The sequence below is a fragment of the Kitasatospora sp. NPDC004615 genome (assembly GCF_042873545.1).
Taxonomy (GTDB): Bacteria; Actinomycetota; Actinomycetes; order Streptomycetales; family Streptomycetaceae; genus Kitasatospora.
Window position 1 is genome coordinate 1 of the sequence record NZ_JBIALQ010000015.1, and the last position, 18,293, is coordinate 18,293.

Genomic DNA, 18,293 nt, shown 5'->3' on the forward strand with positions numbered 1-18,293 from the left:
GATGGTACTGCAGGGGGGACCCTGTGGGAGAGTAGGACGCCGCCGAACAATCATTCAGAAAAGCCCCTGTCCGGGAAACCGGGCAGGGGCTTTTCTGTGTTTAGCCGCCCGCAGCGCACAGGGGTGTCAGGGGGTCTCGAAGTCGTGGATCTTGTCGGCGGCCGACCAGACCTGTTGGCCGTCGGCGTCGAAGGCGGCCAGGTCGACGGCGGTGCCGGGGGTGACGGCGTAGGCGAAGAAGGTGCGGCCGTTGTGGGGGCGGGTGAGGGGGACGGGTTGTGGGGGGTTGGCGGTGAGGTGGGCGACGGTGGGGTCAGCGGCTCCGTAGATGAGGAGGACGCGGGGGTCGAAGGCGTCCAGGGCGATGTTGAGGGGGGCCGTTCGGGAGACGGGGGGTTCGCAGCCGCTGCCGGCGGGGTGGCCGTCGACGGTGGCCTGGGTGCAGAGTTCGCCCGCGACGGACACCAGGTCGACCCGCCACGGGACGCCGTCCTGGGTGCCCTCGCCGATCAGTGCGACGGGGGCCGCGGAGGTGGAGATGTCGACGGTGGGCGGGTCGGTGGGGCGGGTCGGGGCGCAGGCGGTCAGGAGTGCCGTCAGGCAGGACAGGGCGAGCAGGCCGCGCCTCGAAGTCACGGGTTCCTCCGGGCGGTTGAGGCAGGTAGAAGGGGGCCGGCCCCGGTGTCGAGGAGGCCGGGGCCGGCCGCAGGAGGTTGGGCGGTGGGGTTACGCGGTGTACGCGGACGCGCAGGGGGCGGACGCGTCGTGGCCGCCGTTGTCCTTGCCGAACCACCGCAGGTAGTAGGACGTGCCGGTGTTGACGCGGATGCCGCGCGGGTCGGTGTGGTTCCGGCCGTCGGCGCCGTAGCTGTAGCTGGAGAACACCTTGGTGCTGTTGTGGGTCCGGACGAGTTGCACGTAGAAGCTGCGGGCCGCGCCGCCGGAGCAGCCCTTTCCGCCGATCCTGATGGTGCTCTTGGCGGGGACGAAGTCCGTACTGGCGTGGTAGGAACCGCTGCCGAAGGACTGGGAGAACGCGCTGGCCGGGGCTGCTGCGAGGGTGAGGGCGCCGGTGGCGGTCGCCGCTATGGCGGCGATGCGGGTGACGGAACGCCAACGAATTGCCATGCGATCGACGGTAGGAGCGGCGGGATCGGCCGACAACAAAGCATCCCTGAATTCACCGGATCAGGGGACGGTGCGGCCACTTGTTCGTGCCGCAACTCCGCGTGTGGGGCGCGGAGTTGGGCGTCAACACTGGTACGGGGTCAGCCCGTGGTGACCACCTGGAGGACCGGCGGGTACGCGGCGTTCTCCCGGCTGTTGAGGTTCACCGCCAGGCCCACCCGGCCCGCCGGCTGGCCGACCGTCAGGGTGAGTGCCGGGTCGGCGGTGACGGCGGAGGTGACGTCCAGGGCCACCCAGTCGGCGGCGGTGGAGATCCGGCCCGTGCCGAGCGCCGCGCCGGGGGCGGGGCAGCGGTTCCAGGTGGCTGCTGTCTCCTGCCAGGCGCCGGGGGCGGTGGCGAAGGCCTGGAGGTCGGTCTCGGTGCCGCCGGAGTCCGCGACCGCGCCGCGCACCCAGAGCACCGCGCGCTGCACCGTCCCCGTCAACTGCGAGGTGTCGAAGGCGAGTAGCGCCCGCCGGGAGAAGCCGGAGCCCGAGGTGTTGGTGTTCTTCACCGTCAGGATGTTCGCCGTCCCGTAGTTGGTGTCGGCGTACGAGCCGTCCCGCACGTACGTGTCCTGCGCCGGGGCCAGCAGCGCCGCGTTCGCGCCCGCCGCCGTGCCAGAGGTGCGCAGGGTCACGGTGCGGCTCGCGCCCTGGGTGCCGCCGAGTTCCGCCAGCAGTTGCACCGAGGAGCCGGTGGCCAGCACCGTGACGCCGGTTGTCGGGTCTGCCGAGACGTAGCCCGGGCGGGTCACCGTCACCTGCACCGTGGCGACGGTGCGGGAGGGGTCGGCCACCGAGATGCTCAGGGTGCCGCCCGACTCGCGGACCAGCACCGAGCACGGCGCCGAGACGGTGATCGGACCGGCGCTGCCCGCGGCGAAGAAGTTGGCGGCGGTGATGCCGGAGGCAGAGTCGGAAACGGCCTGCACGGAGGGGGAGTTGGACAGCACGTTCACGGTGGGGGACGCCGCCCGGGCGGCCGTCGCCGCCGCGTCCGCGCCCGGCAGCAGCAGGTAGGCGTACCCGGCGTTGGACGGGTCGGTGCCGTGGTCGAACCAGAGGGTCAGGTAGCGGCGGGTCAACGCCTCCGTGGTGCCGCCGGAGTTGATGTCGTGCCAACTGCCCGTCCGCGCCTCGCGCTTGGCACGCACCGTCGCGCCGCCCGGGAAGACGTAGCCGCCGAAGCCCGCGATCGCCATCGACTTCGCGTCGGTGAACTGCTGTGACCAGCCGAGCGTGACCGGCTGCGCCGTGCCGTCCACCGTGAGGGCGTGGGTGCCGGACGGACCCAGGTTGCGGTTCTCCACCACCGTCTCCACCGGAACGCCGTCGGTGCAGGTCAGGCCCGCGCCCAGGCAGACCACCGAATCGTCCAGCAGGAACCAGGACTTCCAGCCCGAGAGGGTGGACGACAACCCGCGCACCGCCTGCCCGACCGCCGCGTACGTGCCGTCGCTCGCGCCGCCCGCCCAGACGGCGTCCGGCCGGGCCGCGCCCCACGCGCCGCCCGCCGCGTCCGCCAGCTTCTTGGTGGAGACGGTCGTTCCGGGCAGGCGGTACGGGTCGACGGTCGGCCAGAAGGCGTCCGCGTACTGGCCGTTGCCCGTGGTCGCGTTCCACCAGGCCAGCAGGCCGCTGTTGGTGTGCCAGCCGCGGACGTTCTCGCCGTTGCCCGTCTCGTAGAACGTGGTGCGCGCCGAACACATCGACAGCGACACCGCCCAGGCCGGACGGCGCACCACCGCACGGTCCATCGCGAACACCCGCGCACCCACCGGCTCCGTCGACGCCGACACCGCGCCGTCCGCCAACAGGGCCTGCGCGCGGGCCAGTTCGGGGACGTCGACGGCCGCGTCGGACAGGTACGGGCGGTAGTAGTCCCGGCCGATCCAGCCCTTCACCGCCGCCCGCCAGCGCGCCGACTGCGCGGCCGGCGCCGCACCCGAATCCGCCAGCCGCAGGATGTGGCCGATGATGGTGTGGCCGCGGCCGTGGTCGTCCTGCTGGAGGTGCAGCAGATCCGACGCCTGCAGGCCGCGGCTGCTCGCCCGGCCCACCACCGAGTCCATCACCAGACCATTGAACAGGAACGGCGCGTACGCCGAATCCACCGCGTCGAACACGTTCTGCCGCTGCGGGTCCGTCACCTCCCACGAGGAACCCGCCAGCAGCGCGAACAACCGGCTGAGCCCGCTCAGCAGCACCTCGCCGTACGAGCCCGTGTACGGCACCCAGGTGTGCTGGACGAACGAACCGTCCGGGTACAGGCCGTCGCCCGTCAGCACGTACGGGAACACCGGCGACAGCGCCGCCGACGCCGTCGCCAGCTTCGCCGCGCTGCGCCCGACGATTCCGCGCAGGGCCAGCACGCGGCAGAGGTCCACCCGGTTCGCGCCGGTGCTCGTTCCCGTGTAGGCGGCCACCTTGGAATCCGGGACGGCGCGGTCGACGGCGGCGCAGTAGGCGGTGAGCTGGGCGGACGTCAGTTGCGGGGAGAGCAGGACGCAGGTGTCGAGCAGGGCCTGCGGCGAACCGATCTGCCAGTCCCACCAGTTGTCGTACGCCGTCGCCGTCGCGGTGTACGCCGAGGCGCACAGCTGGTCCAGGCCCGCCGCGACCGCAGCCGCCAGCGCCGCGTCGCCCGTCAGACCGGTGCCGGGCTGCGCCCAGGCCAGCGCCATGGTGCGCAGCCGGACGAAACTGCCGGTGATGTTCGCCGAGACCGCGCCCAGCGGCAGGTCCGGCCAGAGCGATCCCGCCGTGGGCGCCATCGCCTGCTGCTGCGCCCGGGCCCGGTCGCCGAGTGCCCGCAGCGCGGAGCCGAAGGGCTCGGCTGCCGGGTCGAAGCCGGTGCCGGTGAGCAGGGCGCGCCAGCGCAGGCGGAGTGTCTCGTAGGGGTCGGCGGTCGCGGCGGCGGCGGGGGTGGTGCCGGTGACGGCCAGGGCGAGGGCGCCGGCGGTGCCGGCCTGGAGCAGGGTGCGGCGGGACAGGGCAGGCAGGGACACGACGCCTCCGGGAGGGGGAGTGGGCGCGGGGGGAGGAGCGGGAAAGCGCTTTCCGGGTGCCGACGGTAAGCGCTTTCCCGTTGGGACGTCAACGGGTCGGGCGCCCAATTGGTAAGCGCTTTCCAGCCCTTCGGCGTGCAGGTTTGCGGGCGAGGCGGCGCACCTGGCTCCGAGCCGGGTGTGAGCGGTGCGGGTGGCGTTCGGGCGGCGGGGGTCGCATGGTGGTGTGAGGGGTCGGTGTGCGGGGGCGGTCAGGTGTGGATATCTGACCGCACGTCAAGGTGCGCTCGGGTAGGGTGCGTTCGGCCTTTCGGGACCGGCCTTTCGGGACCGGCCTTCCGGGATCGGCCCGGGTGGGTCGGTGGGACGGGCGGGGACGGATGGGGACGGAGTAGCAATGCAGATCGGAATCATTGGAACGGGCACGGTCGGGCAGACGCTCGGCAGCAAGCTGGCCGCACTCGGCCACGACGTCGTCCTCGGCTCCCGCGGCAAGGGCAACGCGGCCGCCACCGACTGGGCGGAGCGCAACGGACCGCGCGGCCGGGCCGGGACGTTCGCGGAGGCCGCCGAGTTCGGCGAACTCGTCATCAATGCCACCGGCGGCACCGTCGCGCTCGCCGCCGTCGAACTCGCCGGCCCGGAGCACCTCGCCGGAAAGATCCTGCTGGACGTCTCGAACCCGCTGGTGTTCTCGCCGACCGGGGAGATGACGCTCGACCCGGTCAACGACGACAGCGTGGGCGAGCAGCTGCAGCGGGCCCTGCCCGGTACGCGGGTGGTGAAGGGGCTCAACACCGTGAACGTGGCCGTGATGGTGGACCCCGACCGGATTCCCGGCGAGCACCAGCTGTTCGTGGCGGGCGAGGACGCCGACGCCAAGGCCCAGGTCACGGCGCTGCTCGGCGAGTTCGGCTGGCCCGCCGAGCGGGTCCTCGACCTCGGCGGGATCGACGCCGCCCGGGGCATGGAGATGCTGATGCCGTTCTGGATGCGCCTGATGCGGCACTACGGCCACGCCGACTTCAACTACTCGATCCGCACCGCGAACTGAGCCGAGTCCGAACACCAGGAGAGGCGCCACCATGAGCACCCCCGCCGAGCAGCCCCCGTACCTCCCGCTGGACGAGGACTGGGAGAGCGCACTCGCGATCGTCGCCCACCCCGACGACATGGAGTACGGCGCGGCCGCCGCCGTCGCCCGCTGGACCGGCCAGGGCAAGCGCGTCAGCTACCTGATGGTCACCAGCGGCGAGGCCGGCATCGACGGCCTGGAACCCGCGCAGTGCCGGCCGATCCGCGAACGCGAACAGGTCGAGTCCGCGGCCGTGGTCGGCGTCGACACCGTCGAGTTCCTCGGCTACCCGGACGGCATCGTGGAGTACGGCCTGCCGCTGCGCCGCGACCTGGCCCGGGCGATCCGCCGGCACCGCCCCGACATCGTGATCACCACCAACTTCCGGGACACCTACGGCGGCGTGTTCCCCAACCAGGCCGACCACATAGCCGTCGGCCGGGCCACGCTGGACGCGGTGCGGGACGCCGGGAACCGCTGGGTGTTCCGCGAGCTCATGGTCTCGGGCCACCAGCCGTGGAACGGCGTCCGCCAGCTCTGGGCGGCCGGCTCACCGGACGGGCTGCACGCCGTCGACACCACCGACACGTTCGCCGCCGGAGTCGCCTCGCTGGAGGCGCACCGCGCCTACCTGGAGGGCCTGGGCGGGCAGATGGCCAACGCCGCCGAGTTCCTGGAGTCCATGGGCCGTGCGGCCGGAAGCCGCTTCGGCACCGCGTTCGCCGCGTCCTTCGAGGTGATCACGTTCCGCTGAGTCCCGGGGCCGGGCCGTCCCCGTCCCCGGTGGGGTCGTCCTGGGGCCAGTCCGGCCAGAGGTGGGCGAGCGTGCCGAAGAACTGCACCTTGGGCGCGTGCATGACCAGCGAGGCGGTCAGCAGGTCGGGGTCGAAGTCGGTCAGGCCGGTGGCGGCCTGGAGTCGGCGGACACCCCGGAAGTCGTCGAGGAACTCCTGCCCGACGGTGTCGACGAGGTAGCCGTCGATCGGCGACCCGGTGGGGTCGAGCGGCGGGAGCGCGGCGGCCGTCCGGGGGCGGCGGCGGCACACGGTCAGGATGTCGGTACCCAGTCTGGGCCCCCACTCCACGGCCATCACCTCGGACCAGGGAACGAACTCGAACCGTTTACCGAACCGGAAGAAGGTGACGCCGTACCGGTCCAGCTCGAAGACCTTGCGGCGACTGGAGCAGATTGCCACGATCGACAGCGGTATCGGGACGAGCACCAGCGCGATGTGATCCAGCTCTGCGGCGAACGGCGTGAAGCCCAGCGCGATGACCGGAGTGAGGAGGGCGACAACGAGCACGGCGCGCCGCGTCCACCCCCACCGGACCACGTACGAACCGTCGAACTCCTGCATGCGCACCATGATTGCGGACAGCCTGCGGGCCGGGACAGACTGATCGGCGTTCGAGGTTCTGACGGTGTGTCAGCGGTGACCGTTGCCGTCGGCCGGGACGTCGTCGCCGTTGTCCTGGTGCGGGATCCGGCCGGTGGTGTCCTGTGGTGGGCGGCGGCGGCGGTGGCGCAGCCAGGCGCGGGTGACGAGCAGCGCGACCACGGCGAGCACGGAGACCAGCAGCAGCACCTGGTAGCGGACGGCCTGCCGGTACAGGACGGTGATGTTGCTGCCCGCGAAGTAGCCGACGGCCGTCCAGACGCCCGCCCACAGCGCCGCGCCCGCGGCGTTGGCCGGCAGGAAGCGCCGCCACGGCATCTCGGTCGTGCCTGCCACCAGTCCGTTGGTCTGGCGCAGGCCGTCCACGAAACGGGCACCGGTGACCAGCAGGATGCCGCGGCGGCGGAAGAAGTCCTCGGCGCGGGCCATCCGCTCCGGCGTGAGCCGCACGTAACGCCCCCAGCGGTGGACGAACGCCAGGCCGCCAGTGCGTCCGATCAGGTAGGCCAGGCCGTTACCGGCGAACGCGGCCAGCACCGCGACGGTCAGTACCACCGGCAGCGACAGCTGCCCCGCGCCCGCGTAGACCGCGGCCAGCACCAGGATGGTCTGGCCGGGCACCGGGATCACACAGTTGTCGACGAACACCAGGACGCCCACCGCCAGATAGCCGTAGTCGTCCAGCAGCGGGGCGAGCTGGGCCAGTGGGCCCGGCAGGGGTGGGGGCAAGGCGGACCGTTCCTCCCACCGGGCCGTGGCCCGGGATCAGCGCTGTTCCTCGGCGAGTCGGTGCTCGACGACGCAGTCGGGGCCGGGGTAGACGAGGCCGGAGTGGCCGTCCTCGAAGCGGACCAGGTACGGCGGTTCGCCGTCGGTGCCGCGCACCTCGACGATCTCGCCCTTGCGGTCGTGCATGCCGACCGACCTGCTGTACATGTGGACGTGGTCTCCCACTGTGGCTTGCATCGCTGCTCCTGCGGTTCGGCGGACCGGTGGGACGGGGGGCGAGCCCCTGCTTCCACTGTGCGGCGACGCTCCGGGCCGTGCAATGGCGGAACCGGTCAGCCCACGGTGCGCGGCGGCGCGGTCACAGGGCGGGGGCGCTCGGTGTCCGTGGTTTCAGCTGCCGGTCGGCGGGGTGTTTGAGGGCTCAGCTGCCGGTCGGTGGAGTGCTTGAGGGCTCAGCTGCCGGTCGACGGGGTGCTTGAGGGCTCAGCTGCCGGTCGGCGGGGTGGCGAGGTAGCTGCGGACCAGGCGCTTGCACTCGGCGATCAGCTGCGGGTCGCCGTCCGGGTCGGCGCGGAAGGCGAGTTTGAGCACGGCGTCCGCGCACTCCATGGCGACCCGCAGGGCGAGGGCGTAGCCGGGGGCGGCGAACAGTTCGCCGCTGATGGTGCGCAGGCGCAGGGCGACGGCCGCGTTGTTGTCGAGTTCGGCGTCCAGCAGGTGCAGGTCGTCGATCTCGGCGGGGATGGCGTCGACCAGGCCGAAGTCGAGGTGGCCGAAGCCGGGGAGGGTGCGCTTCATCGCGACGAACTCCTCGACCGCGAGGTCGGTGAACTCCGCGATGCCCGGCCGGCCGGCGGCGTCCACCCGGCGGGCCAGGCCGTCCAGGAAGGACGCCAGGTTGCGTTCGGCGAGCGCGGCGAGCAGGCCCTCCTTGCCGGAGAAGAACTGGTACAGGGTGCCGATCGGCACCTCGGCGCGCAGCGCGACCTCTTTGGTGGTCAGCCCCGCCGAGCCGACCTCGTCCAGCAGGCCCGCGCACGCGTCCAGCAGCCGCCCGTACCGCTCCTGGCTGCGCTGCTGCACCGGGCGGCGGCGGGCGCCGACCGCTGGGACGCGGGTGACGGAGACGGGGGTGGAGGGCTGCGCGGTCATGGCGGACACTCTGCCGCATCCGGTCGCGTCGCGGCCAATCCCCGTGCCGGGCCGGCGGGGCGGTGTGATTGGGTGGCCGTTCGACGACGGAACGTTCCGGCGCTCGGGACGGCCGGTGGGGCGAGTGGGTGGCGGAGGTGGCGGGCGTGGACGGGCGGCCGGTGACGGTGCAGCGGGCCGGGCGGATCGAGGACGGGGGCTGCCGGCACCTGCTGGTGTGGCGGGCCGGCCCGGGTTGGCGGATGGTCAGCTCCGGGGTGCTCGGCGGCGGCCTGGGCGAGCGCCACTGGGTCCTCAACGCGCAGGTCCGCGCCGGGTACGGACGCCTCGACCCGGACGCCCACCTGGCCGAACTCGCCGCCGCGCAAGGCTTGGTGGGCCCCGGCGTGGGTCTGATGACGGCCGCCGAGGTGGACGCCTGCAGCTGGGCGGAGGACGGCGGCGTGACGGCCGTGGTCACCACCGGGATCGGGGTGCCGACGTGGGCGGCTGCCGAATCCGACGTACCGTCAACCCCGTCTGATGCTGCCTACGTTCCGGGGACGATCAACGTGCTGGCGGTGGTCCCCGCCGCGGTGTCGGACGCCGGGCTGGTGAACCTGCTGGCGACGGCCACCGAGGCGAAGGTGCAGGCCCTGCTGGAGGCCGGTTACGACTGCTCGGGCACCCCGTCGGACGCGGTCTGCGTGGCCGTCCGGACGCCGGTGGCCGGTGCGCCCGTCGAGCCGTTCGGCGGCCCGCGCTCGTACTGGGGGGCGCGGTTGGCGCGGGCGGTGCGTGCGGCGGTGTTCGAGGGCGCGGTGCGGGACCGCGAGCGCCGCGCGGAGTGGGACGGGCCGCCGGTGCACCCGGCGACGGTTCCGGGCTGCGAGCTCGCCGACGTGCTTTCCGGCTGCGGCGCGGTCAGGTGCTGGGAAGCCGGTGCTGGTCGGTGACGAGCTGACGCTTTCCGGCTGCGGCGCGGTCAGGTGCCGGGAAGGCGGTCCTGGTCGATGACGTAGATCCGGGTGCGTTCGGGCGCGTCCGCGCAGTGCTTGCCGAGTTTCTCCCACCTGGATTCGGGTGCGCGCAGCGGCCGGTGGCACCGACGGCACCGGACGACCGGGGCGGGGCGGCGCTCGACGGCTGTCCCCGGCAGCGGTGGCTCGGTGGTTTTCAGGTCGGTGCTCATCCGTCAAGTTCATCATTCCGGTCCGGCGGCCGTGCGACGGGGGCCGGGAATCGGGGTCCGACCTCCCGTTCCCGCCCGGCTGCGGACCGTCCGGCGGCCCGGCCGGGGGTCAGGTGCGGCGTGGGTATTCTGGGCGCTCTGTGTCGACGGGGGGATCGGGGCGCCATGGTGAGAGTGCTGCTGGCCGAGGACATGCACCTGGTGCGCGGCGCCCTGCGGGCGTTGCTCTCCGACGCCGGTGACATCGAGGTGGTGGCCGACACCGGGCACGGTGATCAGGTGGTTGCCACTGCCCTCGCCCACCGGCCCGATGTCGCCGTGCTGGACGTCGACATGCCCGGGACGGACGGTCTGACGAACGCGGGCGCGCTGCGTGAACGGCTGCCCGGCTGCCGGGTGTTGATCCTGACCGCGCACCGGCGGCCCGAGGTGCTGCGGGCGGCGCTCGCCGCCGGGGCGACGGGTTTCATGCCGAAGGACGCCCCGCCGGAACGTCTCGCCGAAGCGATCCGGACGGTCGCGGCCGGCGGTACCGCGATCGACCCCGAACTCGCCGCCCGCGCCCTCACCGCGCCCGCCAGCCCGCTCACCGAGCGCGAGGCGCAGGCCCTCGCGCTGGCGGCGGACGGCTGCGAGCCGCGGGAGATCGCCAAGCGCCTCCACCTGTCGGCCGGGACCGTCCGCAACTACCTGGCCGCCGCCCAGGTCAAGCTCGACGCCCGCACCCGGCTGGACGCCGTCCGGATCGCCCGCGAGGCCGGTTGGCTGCCCGCCAGGTAGCCGGTCGTCCGGCCTCAAGTGGCGGATGGGGTAAGGGAGTTGTTTCGGCCGACCGGGAGGCCGGCTTTCTGTCAGAGCGCGGTTGGCGACGGGCTGTTGCGCAGGACGCGCAGATCGCGGACCTGCCAGGAGATCCGGCGGACATCGGGGCGGGGGCGGAGGTGGCCCCACTGGCCGGCCGAGACGGACAGGTTGACGATGATCCAGGCCCACCAGTCGGTGCCGACGCCCTGGCCGTCCGCGTGGACCTCGCGGCCGTCGACCGACCAGACCACCGAGCCCGTCCCGAAACGGCAGCTGACGGTGAACCAGGTGCCCGGGGTGACGAGTCCGTCCAGGTAGGCCGGGTTGCCCGGGTTGACGTGGTTGCTCAGCTCCAGCATCCGCGGGTGGTCCGGGTGGTACTCCAGGACGTCCACCTCGCCGTGCCCCGGCTGGGACCGGCCCGCGGCGAGGTCCCGTCCCCACGTCCAGATCGCCGGCCACGCGCCCTGGGTGGACGTCAGCAGGCACTGCGCCTCCAGTACGTCTTCTGGCCGGAGTTCGAAGCCGCCCCGAGTGTTCTCCGTGGTGACCAGTGGCGTCCGCCAGCTGAACGGGTTCTCGCGCACCGCCGTGAACGTGTCGCCGTCCGGCCCGAAGCCCGCCACCAGGTGGTCCAGCTTGTTGTCGCCGCTGTTGCGCCCGTCGGGCGGGTACGCGGACGAGGCGCCGGCCGCCCACTGCGAACTGTCCGAGAACGGGGCGTCGAAGACGACGACGGGCTCGGCGGGTTCGGGTGGGGTGAGGCTGCCGTTCGGGGGGATCACTTCGGTCACCGGACACTCTCCCGGGTCGTGCGATTGGTTCATCCAGGGGCATTCCCGGCGAAAACGTTCCACACCGCCCGACCCACCGGCGCACAGAGGTGCGAGCTCCGACGAGGGGGCGTGCGCGGGCGCGGGCGTGGGGTCGGCGGGCCGGTGCGGTGTGGCACAGTGGCGCGATGAAGACGATCGGCCTGCTCGGCGGCATGAGTTGGGAATCCACGGCGCAGTACTACCGGCTGCTCAACGAGTTCACCCGGGACCGGCTCGGCGGCCTGCACTCCGCCAAGTGCGTGCTGTACTCCGTGGACTTCGCGGAGATCGAGCAACTCCAGGCCACCGGGCAGTGGCAGGCGGCCGGCGAGATGCTCGCGGACGCCGCGAGGTCCGTCGAGGCGGGCGGCGCGGACCTGCTGCTGATCTGCACCAACACCATGCACAAGGTCGCCGAACAGGTCGCCGGGGCAGTCGGCATCCCGCTGCTGCACCTCGGCGACGCCACCGCGGAAGCCGTGCTGGCGGCGGGAGTTCGGCGGGTCGGACTGCTCGGCACCGCGTTCACCATGGAGCAGGACTTCTACCGCGAGCGCCTGGCCGGCCACGGACTGGACGTGATCGTGCCGGACGCGGCCGGGCGGGAGCTGGTGCACCGGGTGATCTACCAGGAGCTGTGCGTCGGGGTGGTCCGGGAGGAGTCCCGCGAGGCCTACCGGAAGGTGATCGCGGAGCTGGTGGCGGCCGGGGCGGAGGGGGTCATCCTCGGCTGTACGGAGATCGAGCTGCTCGTCGGGGCGGAGGACAGTTCGGTGCCGGTGTTCCCGACGACCCGGATCCATGCGGCGGCGGCGGTCGAGGCTGCGCTCTGATGAGTGAGGGTGCGAGAACAGGGGCGCGGGGGACTGCGCGACAAGCGCAAGCCCGTCCGTAAGGGCGCGAGCCTGGTTTCGCACCCGCTCACGTCGAGAGGGTGACCGCCAGGGTCCAGTGGTTCGGGGTGTCCGGGCCGGTGGTGAAGGTGGCGTGGTGGGTGGTGGCGCGGGTGGTGAGGTTGGGGGTGCCGTTGCCCGGGGGGTGGGGGCCGGGGTGGGGGTGGTTGTTGGTGAGGCGGAGGCCGGTGGGGGTGAGGGTGAGGGTGCAGTGGGTGGCGCGGCTGTGGCGGAGGAGATTGGTGATGCCCTCGCGCAGGGCGGCGGCGAGGAGGGGGCGGGCGGCGGTGGGGGTGGTGTCGGGGGTGCCGGTGAGTTGGAGGGTGATTCCGGCGGCGGTCAACAGGGCCTGGGCGGAGGCGAGTTCGCGGGTGAGGTCGAGTCCGGTGTGATCGGCGGGGATCGCGCGGAGTTCGGCGAGGGTGCGTTCGGCGAGGGCGGCGGCCTGTGGCAGGTGGTCGGCGTCGGGTTCGCGGAGGGCGAGTTCGGCGGTGACGGCGATGGCGGTCAGGCCGGAGCCGAGCAGGTCGTGGACGTCGCGGGCGATGCGTCGGCGTTCGCGGGCGACGGCCAGTTCGGCCAGTGCCCGGCGGGCCTCGCGGACGCGGTGCACCAGGGTGGTGAGCAGCGTCAGGCCGTAGTAAACGAGTGCGATGGTGACGACGTCGACGGCCGCCGTCCCGCTGACCGTGCCGGCCGCGAGCACCGCCGCGCCGAACGCGGGCCAGCCGGCGGCGGGAGGCAGCAGGACGAGTGCGGAGGCGGCGGCGAACGCGAGCAGTTGCGGGTGCGGGCCGTCCGGTCCGAACAGCACGGCGACGGCGAGGGCGCACTGGAGTGCCCACGTCCAGAGGTAGCCGGGTGGGTGGATCCCCGGTGGGCGGGGGAGTGAGTGGTGGACCTGGAGGCCGGTGACGAGCGTCAATGCGCCGAGGGCAGAGGTGAGTTGGAGGGGGGTGAGGGCGAGGTCGGTGAGGTAGACGATGCCGACCGCCAGGTAGCCGAGGTGGACGGCGACCAGGATGGGCAGTACCAGGGCGGGCATCGGGCCGTCCGGCGCGGGGACGGGGTACGGGGGGTCCGGTGTCGCGCGGACCCCCGCTGCGGCGCGGCGGGCGGTGGCCGCGACGGCGGTGGCGTCGCCGTCGGCGGCGAGTCGCAGGATGGCCGCCAGGGGGACGCCGATCGCGGCGTGCAGTTCCTGGGCCGCGCGTTGCCGTTCCGACGCGACCTGTGCGGCCGCCAACTGGTCGCGGGCGGCGTGGAGTTCGGCGTACAGGTGGAACAGCCGGGTGAGCGCGTAGACCGTCAGGCCCTGGGCGAGGGCGTTGCTCGCGCCGTTCGCCGCCCGGTAGCCGCCGTCCCCGGCGAGGGCCGCCGCGCCCGCCACCACCAGCGCGAACAGCACCCAGCGCACCGGGCGGCGGACCAGGAGGAGTACCGATGCGGCGGCGAATCCCGGGACGCCCGACCAGGGGGCGAGCAGTAGTTGGGCGGCCAGCGTCCATGCTCCGCGCAGCCGGGTCGTCCACGGCAGGCAGTGCACCGCCTGCACGGCCAGGGCCAGCAGCGCGGCGGGCGCCGGCCACCAGCCGCCGGCGGCCGGTGCGGCCATCCCGAACATCGCGCCCAGCAGCACCAGCGACAGCACCACCGGGCCGGGCAGGCCCTCGTCCTCGTCCTTCGTTCCCCCGAACACCCAGCCATTGTGCCCGAGTTGATCATCCGGGTGGCGCGCCGGTCGGCGGGTGGACGGCGCGGCGCGCGCCGATGTGCCGGGGGCGAGACGCTGGAGAGGAGGCGCGGACTCGTAGGAGGTTGCCATGACTCACAAGGCCAAGTGCGGGCCGGAGCGGGACCCGGAGTTCTTCAAGGACGTGGCCGAGGTGTTCGCGAAGCACCCGGGGGCGTCGAGGAGATACTCCGTGCGGTGCCTGGCCGCCGTGACCGAGGCGCTCGGGGTGGACTTCACGAAGCAGGTAGGGGTGTCGCGCGTCGAGGGGGACCGGATCGTGACCGAGTTCCGCAGCCGCGACGAGTTCCCGCACGAGGGTGAAGAGGAACCGCCGTGCTGCGAGTTGGCCGGCGATCCGCCGCACGAGTTCTGTGTCTGCTACTGCGGGCTCTGAACTCGCAGCAGCGCGGACTCGTAGGAGGTTGCCATGACTCACAAGGCCAAGTGCGGGCCGGAGCGGGACCCGGAGTTCTTCAAGGACGTGGCCGAGGTGTTCGCGAAGCACCCGGGGGCGTCGAGGAGATACTCCGTGCGGTGCCTGGCCCTTGAGGCCGAAGTACTGGGAGTCGATATCACGAAGCAGGTCGGGGTGTCGCGGATCGAGGGGGACCGGATCGTGACCGAGTTCCGCAGCCGCGACGAGTTCGGGAACGGCGAGGACGAGCCGCCGTGCTGCGAGTTCGGCGGTGATCCGCCGCACGAGTTCTGTGTCCGGTACTGCCTGTACTGAACTGTCGGAAGGCCGGGCTCGTGCCCCGGTCTGCGGGTGGACGGTGCGGCGCGCGCCGGAGTGTCGCGGGGGGGGGCAGGGTGCGTGCCGCAGGGCGGGGTGCGGGGATGTGCAGAATGCATGCCGGGAGGTGCGTCAGGCACTGCACCGGCCCCCGTGCCCGGCGCGATCGTTGATGCATGATCAATCGCCGAACCGCCGCCGTTCTCGGCCTCGCCCTGGCCGCCGCCCTGCTGCCGACCGCCGCGCACGCCGCCGCTCCCGTCGCCCCCGCCACGCTGGCCGGGCTGATCGACCGGACGGTGGCCGAGCAGTTGGGCCGGGACCGGATACCGGGTGCCGCTGTGGCCGTGGTGAGTGCGGACGGGGGCGTGTTCACCCGGGGTTACGGCGTCGCCGATGTTGCTGCCGGGACGCCGGTCGATCCGGACCGGACCGGGTTCTACCTCGGGTCGCTGGCCAAGCTGTTCACCGCCCAGGCCGGTGCCCAGCTGATCGTGGACGGGCGGCTCGACCCCGGCGCCGACGTCAACCGCTACCTCCCGGCCGGCAACCGGATCCCCGACAGCTTCCCCGGGCACCCCGTCACCACCGACCACCTGCTCACCCACACCGCCGGTTTCGACAGTGACCTGGTCGGCGTCAACTCCACCACGCCGCAAGGGATTTCCGGCCTCGCCGACAGTCTCGCCGCGCACCGCCCGGCCCGGGTCCGGCCGCCCGGGACGGTGATCGCGTACGACAACTACGGTGCCGCGCTCGCCGGGCTGGTGGTCGAGCGGGTCAGTGGACGCCCGTTCGCCGAGCAGGTGCGCACCCGGGTCCTCGACCCGCTCGGGATGACCCGGACCTCGTTCGCCCAGCCGCACCCCGGCGGGCTGCAACCCGCCCGCGGCTACCGGCCCGACGGCGCGAACGGCTGGGTGGAGGACCGCGGCCAGTACGGCCCGTGGACGCCCAGCGGCCCCGGCGGGATCACCACCGCCGCCGACATGGCCCGCTGGCTGCGCGCCCAACTCGCCCCCGACGCCGCCGGCCGGCTGATGCAGACCACCCACTACCGGCAGGACCCCGCACTGCCCGGCATGGGCTACGCCTACGAGGGCTGGACCCGCGACGGTTTCACCGGCTGGTTCAAGGACGGCGACCTGCCCGGCTTCCACGGCAACCTGCTGGTGCTGCCCGAACAGGGCCTCGGCATCTACGTGGTGTACAACGGCGACGGCGTGGACGGCGCCGCCAACTGGGACGGCAAGGAGCTGATCCGGGCCGTGGTCGACGCCCTCCCCGGCGCCAAGTCGCCTTCGGGAAGCGGCAGTTCGGGAAGCGGCAGTTCGGGGAGTGCGGCGGAGGCCGGGAAGGTCACCGGGACGTACCGGGCCGCCCGGGTCAGCCGGGACAGCCTGATGCGCACCGAGGAACTGTTCGGCTCCGTCACCGTCACCGCCGAAGGCAGCGGCCTGCGCACCGAAGGACTCGCACTCGACCCCCGGCACCCCGAACAGCACTGGCTGCCGCTCGGCGGCGACCGCTACCGGGAACGCGACGGGCAGGCCGAAATCGCCTTCCGCGACGGGGTGTTGACCGCGTCCGACAACCCGTCCACCGCCTACCAGGCACTGACCTGGCGGCAGGATCCCGGCCCGCGGCTGGCTGTCCTCGGCGTCGCCCTGACCGTGCTGCTGGGCGCCGCCGTCGCCGTCCCCGCCACCGCGATCGGTCGCCGACTGCGCCGGCGCCCCGCCCACCCGCGGCCCGCGCAGGCCGCCCGCGCCGCCGCCGCCCTCGCCGGGCTGCTCGCCGCCGGATTCCTGGCCGCGCTGCTCGCCCTGGTCTCCGACGGCAACGCCATGATGGAGGCCGTCCCGCTCGGCACCCCGCTCGCCCTCGCCCCCACCTGGTGGGGCGCGGCCTTCCCGCTCGCCGCCCTCGCCGTCACCGCCGGCGCGGTGGCCGGCTGGCTGCGCCACTGGTGGCGCCTGCCCGGCCGGCTCGCGATGACGGTGACGGCGCTGGCGTGCTGCGCGTTCACGGCCTTCCTGGCCCGGTACCACCTGATCGCCGGGCCGCTCGGCGCGCTGCTCGGCTGAGCGGCGTGGCGATCAGCTCAGACGGGTGACGCAGAACGGGTGGCCGGCCGGGTCCAGCAGGACCCGCCAGCGCTCGTCCGGCTGGAACTCGGGGACGACGGCGCCCAGTTCGACCAGTCGGGCCTGGGCGGCGTCCAGGTCGGCGACGTCCAGTTCGATGTGGGCCTGCTTCGCCCCGGACTCGTCCGGCCAGGACGGCGGGCGGTGGTCGGCCACCCGGTTGAACCCGAGGCCGGCCGCGCCCTCCTGGCCGAGCAGGACGAAGTCGTCGGTGGAGTAGACGACGGGCAGGCCGAGGGCGTCGCCGTAGAAGCGGGCCAGTTCGGCCGGGTCCGCGCAGTCGAAGGTGACGGCGGCGTAGCGGATTGCAGTTTCGGAGGTGTTTCCAGTGCTCATGGGGGAGACGCTACGACCGGACCAGGACAGGTTCGGTCCTGGTCGTGCGGCACACTTCGGGGCGTGCTCACCACCTCCGCCCGGCTGCTGCGCCTGGTCTCCCTGCTCTCCACCCGGCCGTCCTGGACCTGCGGCGAACTGGCCGAGCGGCTGGCCGTCACCGACCGCACGGTGCGACGGGACATCGCCCGGCTCCGGGAGCTCGGCTACGGCGTCGAGTCCGACGCGGGCCCGTGGGGCGGTTACCGGCTCCGCCCGGGGGCGCGGGTGCCGCCGCTGATCCTCGACGAGGAGGAGGCGCTCGCGGTGGCCGTCGGGCTGCGCGAGGCCGCGCTCAGCGGCGTCCTCGGTGGCGACCAGGCCGCGCTGTCGGCGCTGCTGAAGCTGCGCCAGGTCCTGCCGCCGCGGATCGCGGAACGGCTGGGCGGGCTGGACGCGGCGCTGGTGCACACCCCCAGGAACGGTGAACCGCCGCTCGCGCCGGGCCAGTTGCTGGAGCTGGCCGCCGCCTGCCGGCGGGGCGAGCGCAGCCGGCTGTCGTACCGCGACCAGCACGGGAAGGCCACCGTCCGGGACGTCGACCCGTACCGGCTGGTCAGCACCGGGCGCCGGTGGTACTTCGTCGCCCGGGACGTGGCGCGCGCCGAGTGGCGGACCTTCCGCGCGGACCGGGTCGGCCGGATACGGCCCACCGGACGCCCGGTGGAGATCGTCGACCCGCCCGACCCGGCACTGCTGGTCGCCGACTCGCTCGGACGCGCCAAGTACCCGCTGTACGTGACGATCCGGCTCCCACTGCCGCTCGACCGGGCGCTGCGCCTGATCCCACCGACCGTCGGCACCCACCGCCCCGACGGCCCCGACGCCACCATCGCCGAGATCGGCGGCCCCGACGCGGACGGCCTGGCCGGCTACCTGCTCGGCCTTGCCACACCGCTGCGGGTGCTGGCGCCGGACGAGGTGCGGCAGGCATTGGTGCGGCGCACCCGGGAGCTGCTCGACGCCAACGCGTGATCCGTCGGGGTTGATGTCGATCTGTGGTGGAGGCCACCTTGGATTAGCCAGCGTCTGCAACTATTGTGGGCGCAAGTAAGGGGCGCTTGCATCAAATGTTCCGCCCTTCGACCC

Annotated in this window: 20 protein-coding genes; 9 read left to right on the forward strand and 11 right to left on the reverse strand. The window is 73.2% G+C overall.

The annotated features are described in order from the left end of the window. Window positions 1–126: 126 nt before the first annotated feature. From ACFYS8_RS34320 to ACFYS8_RS34330, 3 genes are all read right to left on the reverse strand, one after another. On the reverse strand, window positions 127–636 hold the full coding sequence (locus ACFYS8_RS34320) for a hypothetical protein (protein WP_387648949.1): 510 nt from the start codon (window positions 634–636) through the stop codon (window positions 127–129). A 90-nt stretch (window positions 637–726) separates the two neighbouring features. Further along, window positions 727–1,128: a hypothetical protein gene (locus ACFYS8_RS34325; protein WP_387648950.1), complete on the reverse strand. Its 402-nt coding sequence runs from the start codon at window positions 1,126–1,128 to the stop codon at window positions 727–729. A gap of 140 nt (window positions 1,129–1,268) precedes the next feature. Next, a complete protein-coding gene (locus ACFYS8_RS34330; protein ID WP_387648953.1) occupies window positions 1,269–4,178 on the reverse strand; it encodes a polysaccharide lyase family 8 super-sandwich domain-containing protein in 2,910 nt (969 codons plus the stop codon). 397 nt (window positions 4,179–4,575) lie between these two features. Here ACFYS8_RS34330 and ACFYS8_RS34335 point away from each other — a divergent pair, with 397 nt between their 5' ends. Together ACFYS8_RS34335 and ACFYS8_RS34340 are read left to right on the forward strand one after the other, a co-directional pair. Continuing rightward, entirely contained in the window at window positions 4,576–5,232 is a 657-nt protein-coding gene (locus ACFYS8_RS34335) for an NADPH-dependent F420 reductase (protein ID WP_387648955.1), read from the forward strand. Between the two features lie 31 nt (window positions 5,233–5,263). Then, a complete protein-coding gene (locus tag ACFYS8_RS34340; protein ID WP_387648957.1) occupies window positions 5,264–6,007 on the forward strand; it encodes a PIG-L deacetylase family protein in 744 nt (247 codons plus the stop codon). Here ACFYS8_RS34340 and ACFYS8_RS34345 read toward each other — a convergent pair. The 4 genes from ACFYS8_RS34345 to ACFYS8_RS34360 form a co-directional block, all read right to left on the reverse strand. Beyond that, entirely contained in the window at window positions 5,994–6,611 is a 618-nt protein-coding gene (locus tag ACFYS8_RS34345; RefSeq protein ID WP_387648959.1) for a hypothetical protein, read from the reverse strand. The genes ACFYS8_RS34340 and ACFYS8_RS34345 overlap by 14 nt on opposite strands. 69 nt (window positions 6,612–6,680) lie before the next feature. Continuing rightward, window positions 6,681–7,379: a DedA family protein gene (locus ACFYS8_RS34350; protein ID WP_387648962.1), complete on the reverse strand. Its 699-nt coding sequence runs from the start codon at window positions 7,377–7,379 to the stop codon at window positions 6,681–6,683. A 36-nt stretch (window positions 7,380–7,415) separates the two neighbouring features. Then, window positions 7,416–7,616 carry a DUF1918 domain-containing protein gene (locus tag ACFYS8_RS34355; RefSeq protein WP_387648964.1) on the reverse strand — a complete coding sequence of 67 codons (201 nt, stop codon included), beginning with the start codon at window positions 7,614–7,616 and terminating at the stop codon, window positions 7,416–7,418. Between the two features lie 246 nt (window positions 7,617–7,862). Next, window positions 7,863–8,531, reverse strand: coding sequence for a TetR family transcriptional regulator (locus ACFYS8_RS34360; RefSeq protein ID WP_387648966.1), 669 nt, complete (start codon window positions 8,529–8,531; stop codon window positions 7,863–7,865). Between the two features lie 128 nt (window positions 8,532–8,659). Here ACFYS8_RS34360 and ACFYS8_RS34365 point away from each other — a divergent pair, with 128 nt between their 5' ends. Beyond that, complete coding sequence (locus tag ACFYS8_RS34365; RefSeq protein ID WP_387648969.1) at window positions 8,660–9,466, forward strand: adenosylcobinamide amidohydrolase; 807 nt, start codon at window positions 8,660–8,662, stop codon at window positions 9,464–9,466. Window positions 9,467–9,495: 29 nt separating this feature from the next. Here ACFYS8_RS34365 and ACFYS8_RS34370 read toward each other — a convergent pair whose 3' ends face one another. Further along, window positions 9,496–9,702: a DUF6011 domain-containing protein gene (locus ACFYS8_RS34370; protein ID WP_387648972.1), complete on the reverse strand. Its 207-nt coding sequence runs from the start codon at window positions 9,700–9,702 to the stop codon at window positions 9,496–9,498. 165 nt (window positions 9,703–9,867) lie between these two features. On the opposite strand from ACFYS8_RS34370, the gene ACFYS8_RS34375 reads away from it, so the two are divergent. Further along, a complete protein-coding gene (locus ACFYS8_RS34375) occupies window positions 9,868–10,482 on the forward strand; it encodes a response regulator (RefSeq protein WP_387648974.1) in 615 nt (204 codons plus the stop codon). A gap of 71 nt (window positions 10,483–10,553) precedes the next feature. Here ACFYS8_RS34375 and ACFYS8_RS34380 read toward each other — a convergent pair whose 3' ends face one another. After that, window positions 10,554–11,300 (reverse strand): beta-glucanase, encoded by a 747-nt coding sequence (locus ACFYS8_RS34380; RefSeq protein WP_387648977.1) that lies wholly within the window; start codon window positions 11,298–11,300, stop codon window positions 10,554–10,556. A 167-nt stretch (window positions 11,301–11,467) separates the two neighbouring features. Here ACFYS8_RS34380 and ACFYS8_RS34385 point away from each other — a divergent pair, with 167 nt between their 5' ends. Further along, window positions 11,468–12,154 carry an aspartate/glutamate racemase family protein gene (locus ACFYS8_RS34385; protein ID WP_387648980.1) on the forward strand — a complete coding sequence of 229 codons (687 nt, stop codon included), beginning with the start codon at window positions 11,468–11,470 and terminating at the stop codon, window positions 12,152–12,154. An 88-nt stretch (window positions 12,155–12,242) separates the two neighbouring features. On the opposite strand, the gene ACFYS8_RS34390 is transcribed toward ACFYS8_RS34385, so the two are convergent. Then, window positions 12,243–13,913, reverse strand: a complete 1,671-nt coding sequence (locus tag ACFYS8_RS34390) for a sensor histidine kinase (protein WP_387648983.1) — start codon at window positions 13,911–13,913, stop codon at window positions 12,243–12,245. Between the two features lie 124 nt (window positions 13,914–14,037). On the opposite strand from ACFYS8_RS34390, the gene ACFYS8_RS34395 reads away from it, so the two are divergent. The 3 genes from ACFYS8_RS34395 to ACFYS8_RS34405 all read left to right on the forward strand — a co-directional run bounded on the left by ACFYS8_RS34395 (window position 14,038) and on the right by ACFYS8_RS34405 (window position 16,769). Next, window positions 14,038–14,343 carry a hypothetical protein gene (locus tag ACFYS8_RS34395; protein ID WP_387648986.1) on the forward strand — a complete coding sequence of 102 codons (306 nt, stop codon included), beginning with the start codon at window positions 14,038–14,040 and terminating at the stop codon, window positions 14,341–14,343. Between the two features lie 33 nt (window positions 14,344–14,376). Further along, a complete protein-coding gene (locus ACFYS8_RS34400; protein WP_387648989.1) occupies window positions 14,377–14,679 on the forward strand; it encodes a hypothetical protein in 303 nt (100 codons plus the stop codon). 179 nt (window positions 14,680–14,858) lie between these two features. Beyond that, window positions 14,859–16,769: a serine hydrolase domain-containing protein gene (locus ACFYS8_RS34405; RefSeq protein ID WP_387648992.1), complete on the forward strand. Its 1,911-nt coding sequence runs from the start codon at window positions 14,859–14,861 to the stop codon at window positions 16,767–16,769. A gap of 12 nt (window positions 16,770–16,781) precedes the next feature. Here the strand turns inward: ACFYS8_RS34405 and ACFYS8_RS34410 are convergent, their stop codons facing one another. Continuing rightward, a complete protein-coding gene (locus ACFYS8_RS34410; protein WP_387648995.1) occupies window positions 16,782–17,165 on the reverse strand; it encodes a VOC family protein in 384 nt (127 codons plus the stop codon). Window positions 17,166–17,228: 63 nt separating this feature from the next. Between ACFYS8_RS34410 and ACFYS8_RS34415 the strand changes: the two genes are divergently transcribed. Beyond that, a complete protein-coding gene (locus ACFYS8_RS34415; protein ID WP_387648998.1) occupies window positions 17,229–18,179 on the forward strand; it encodes a helix-turn-helix transcriptional regulator in 951 nt (316 codons plus the stop codon). Window positions 18,180–18,293: the final 114 nt, after the last annotated feature.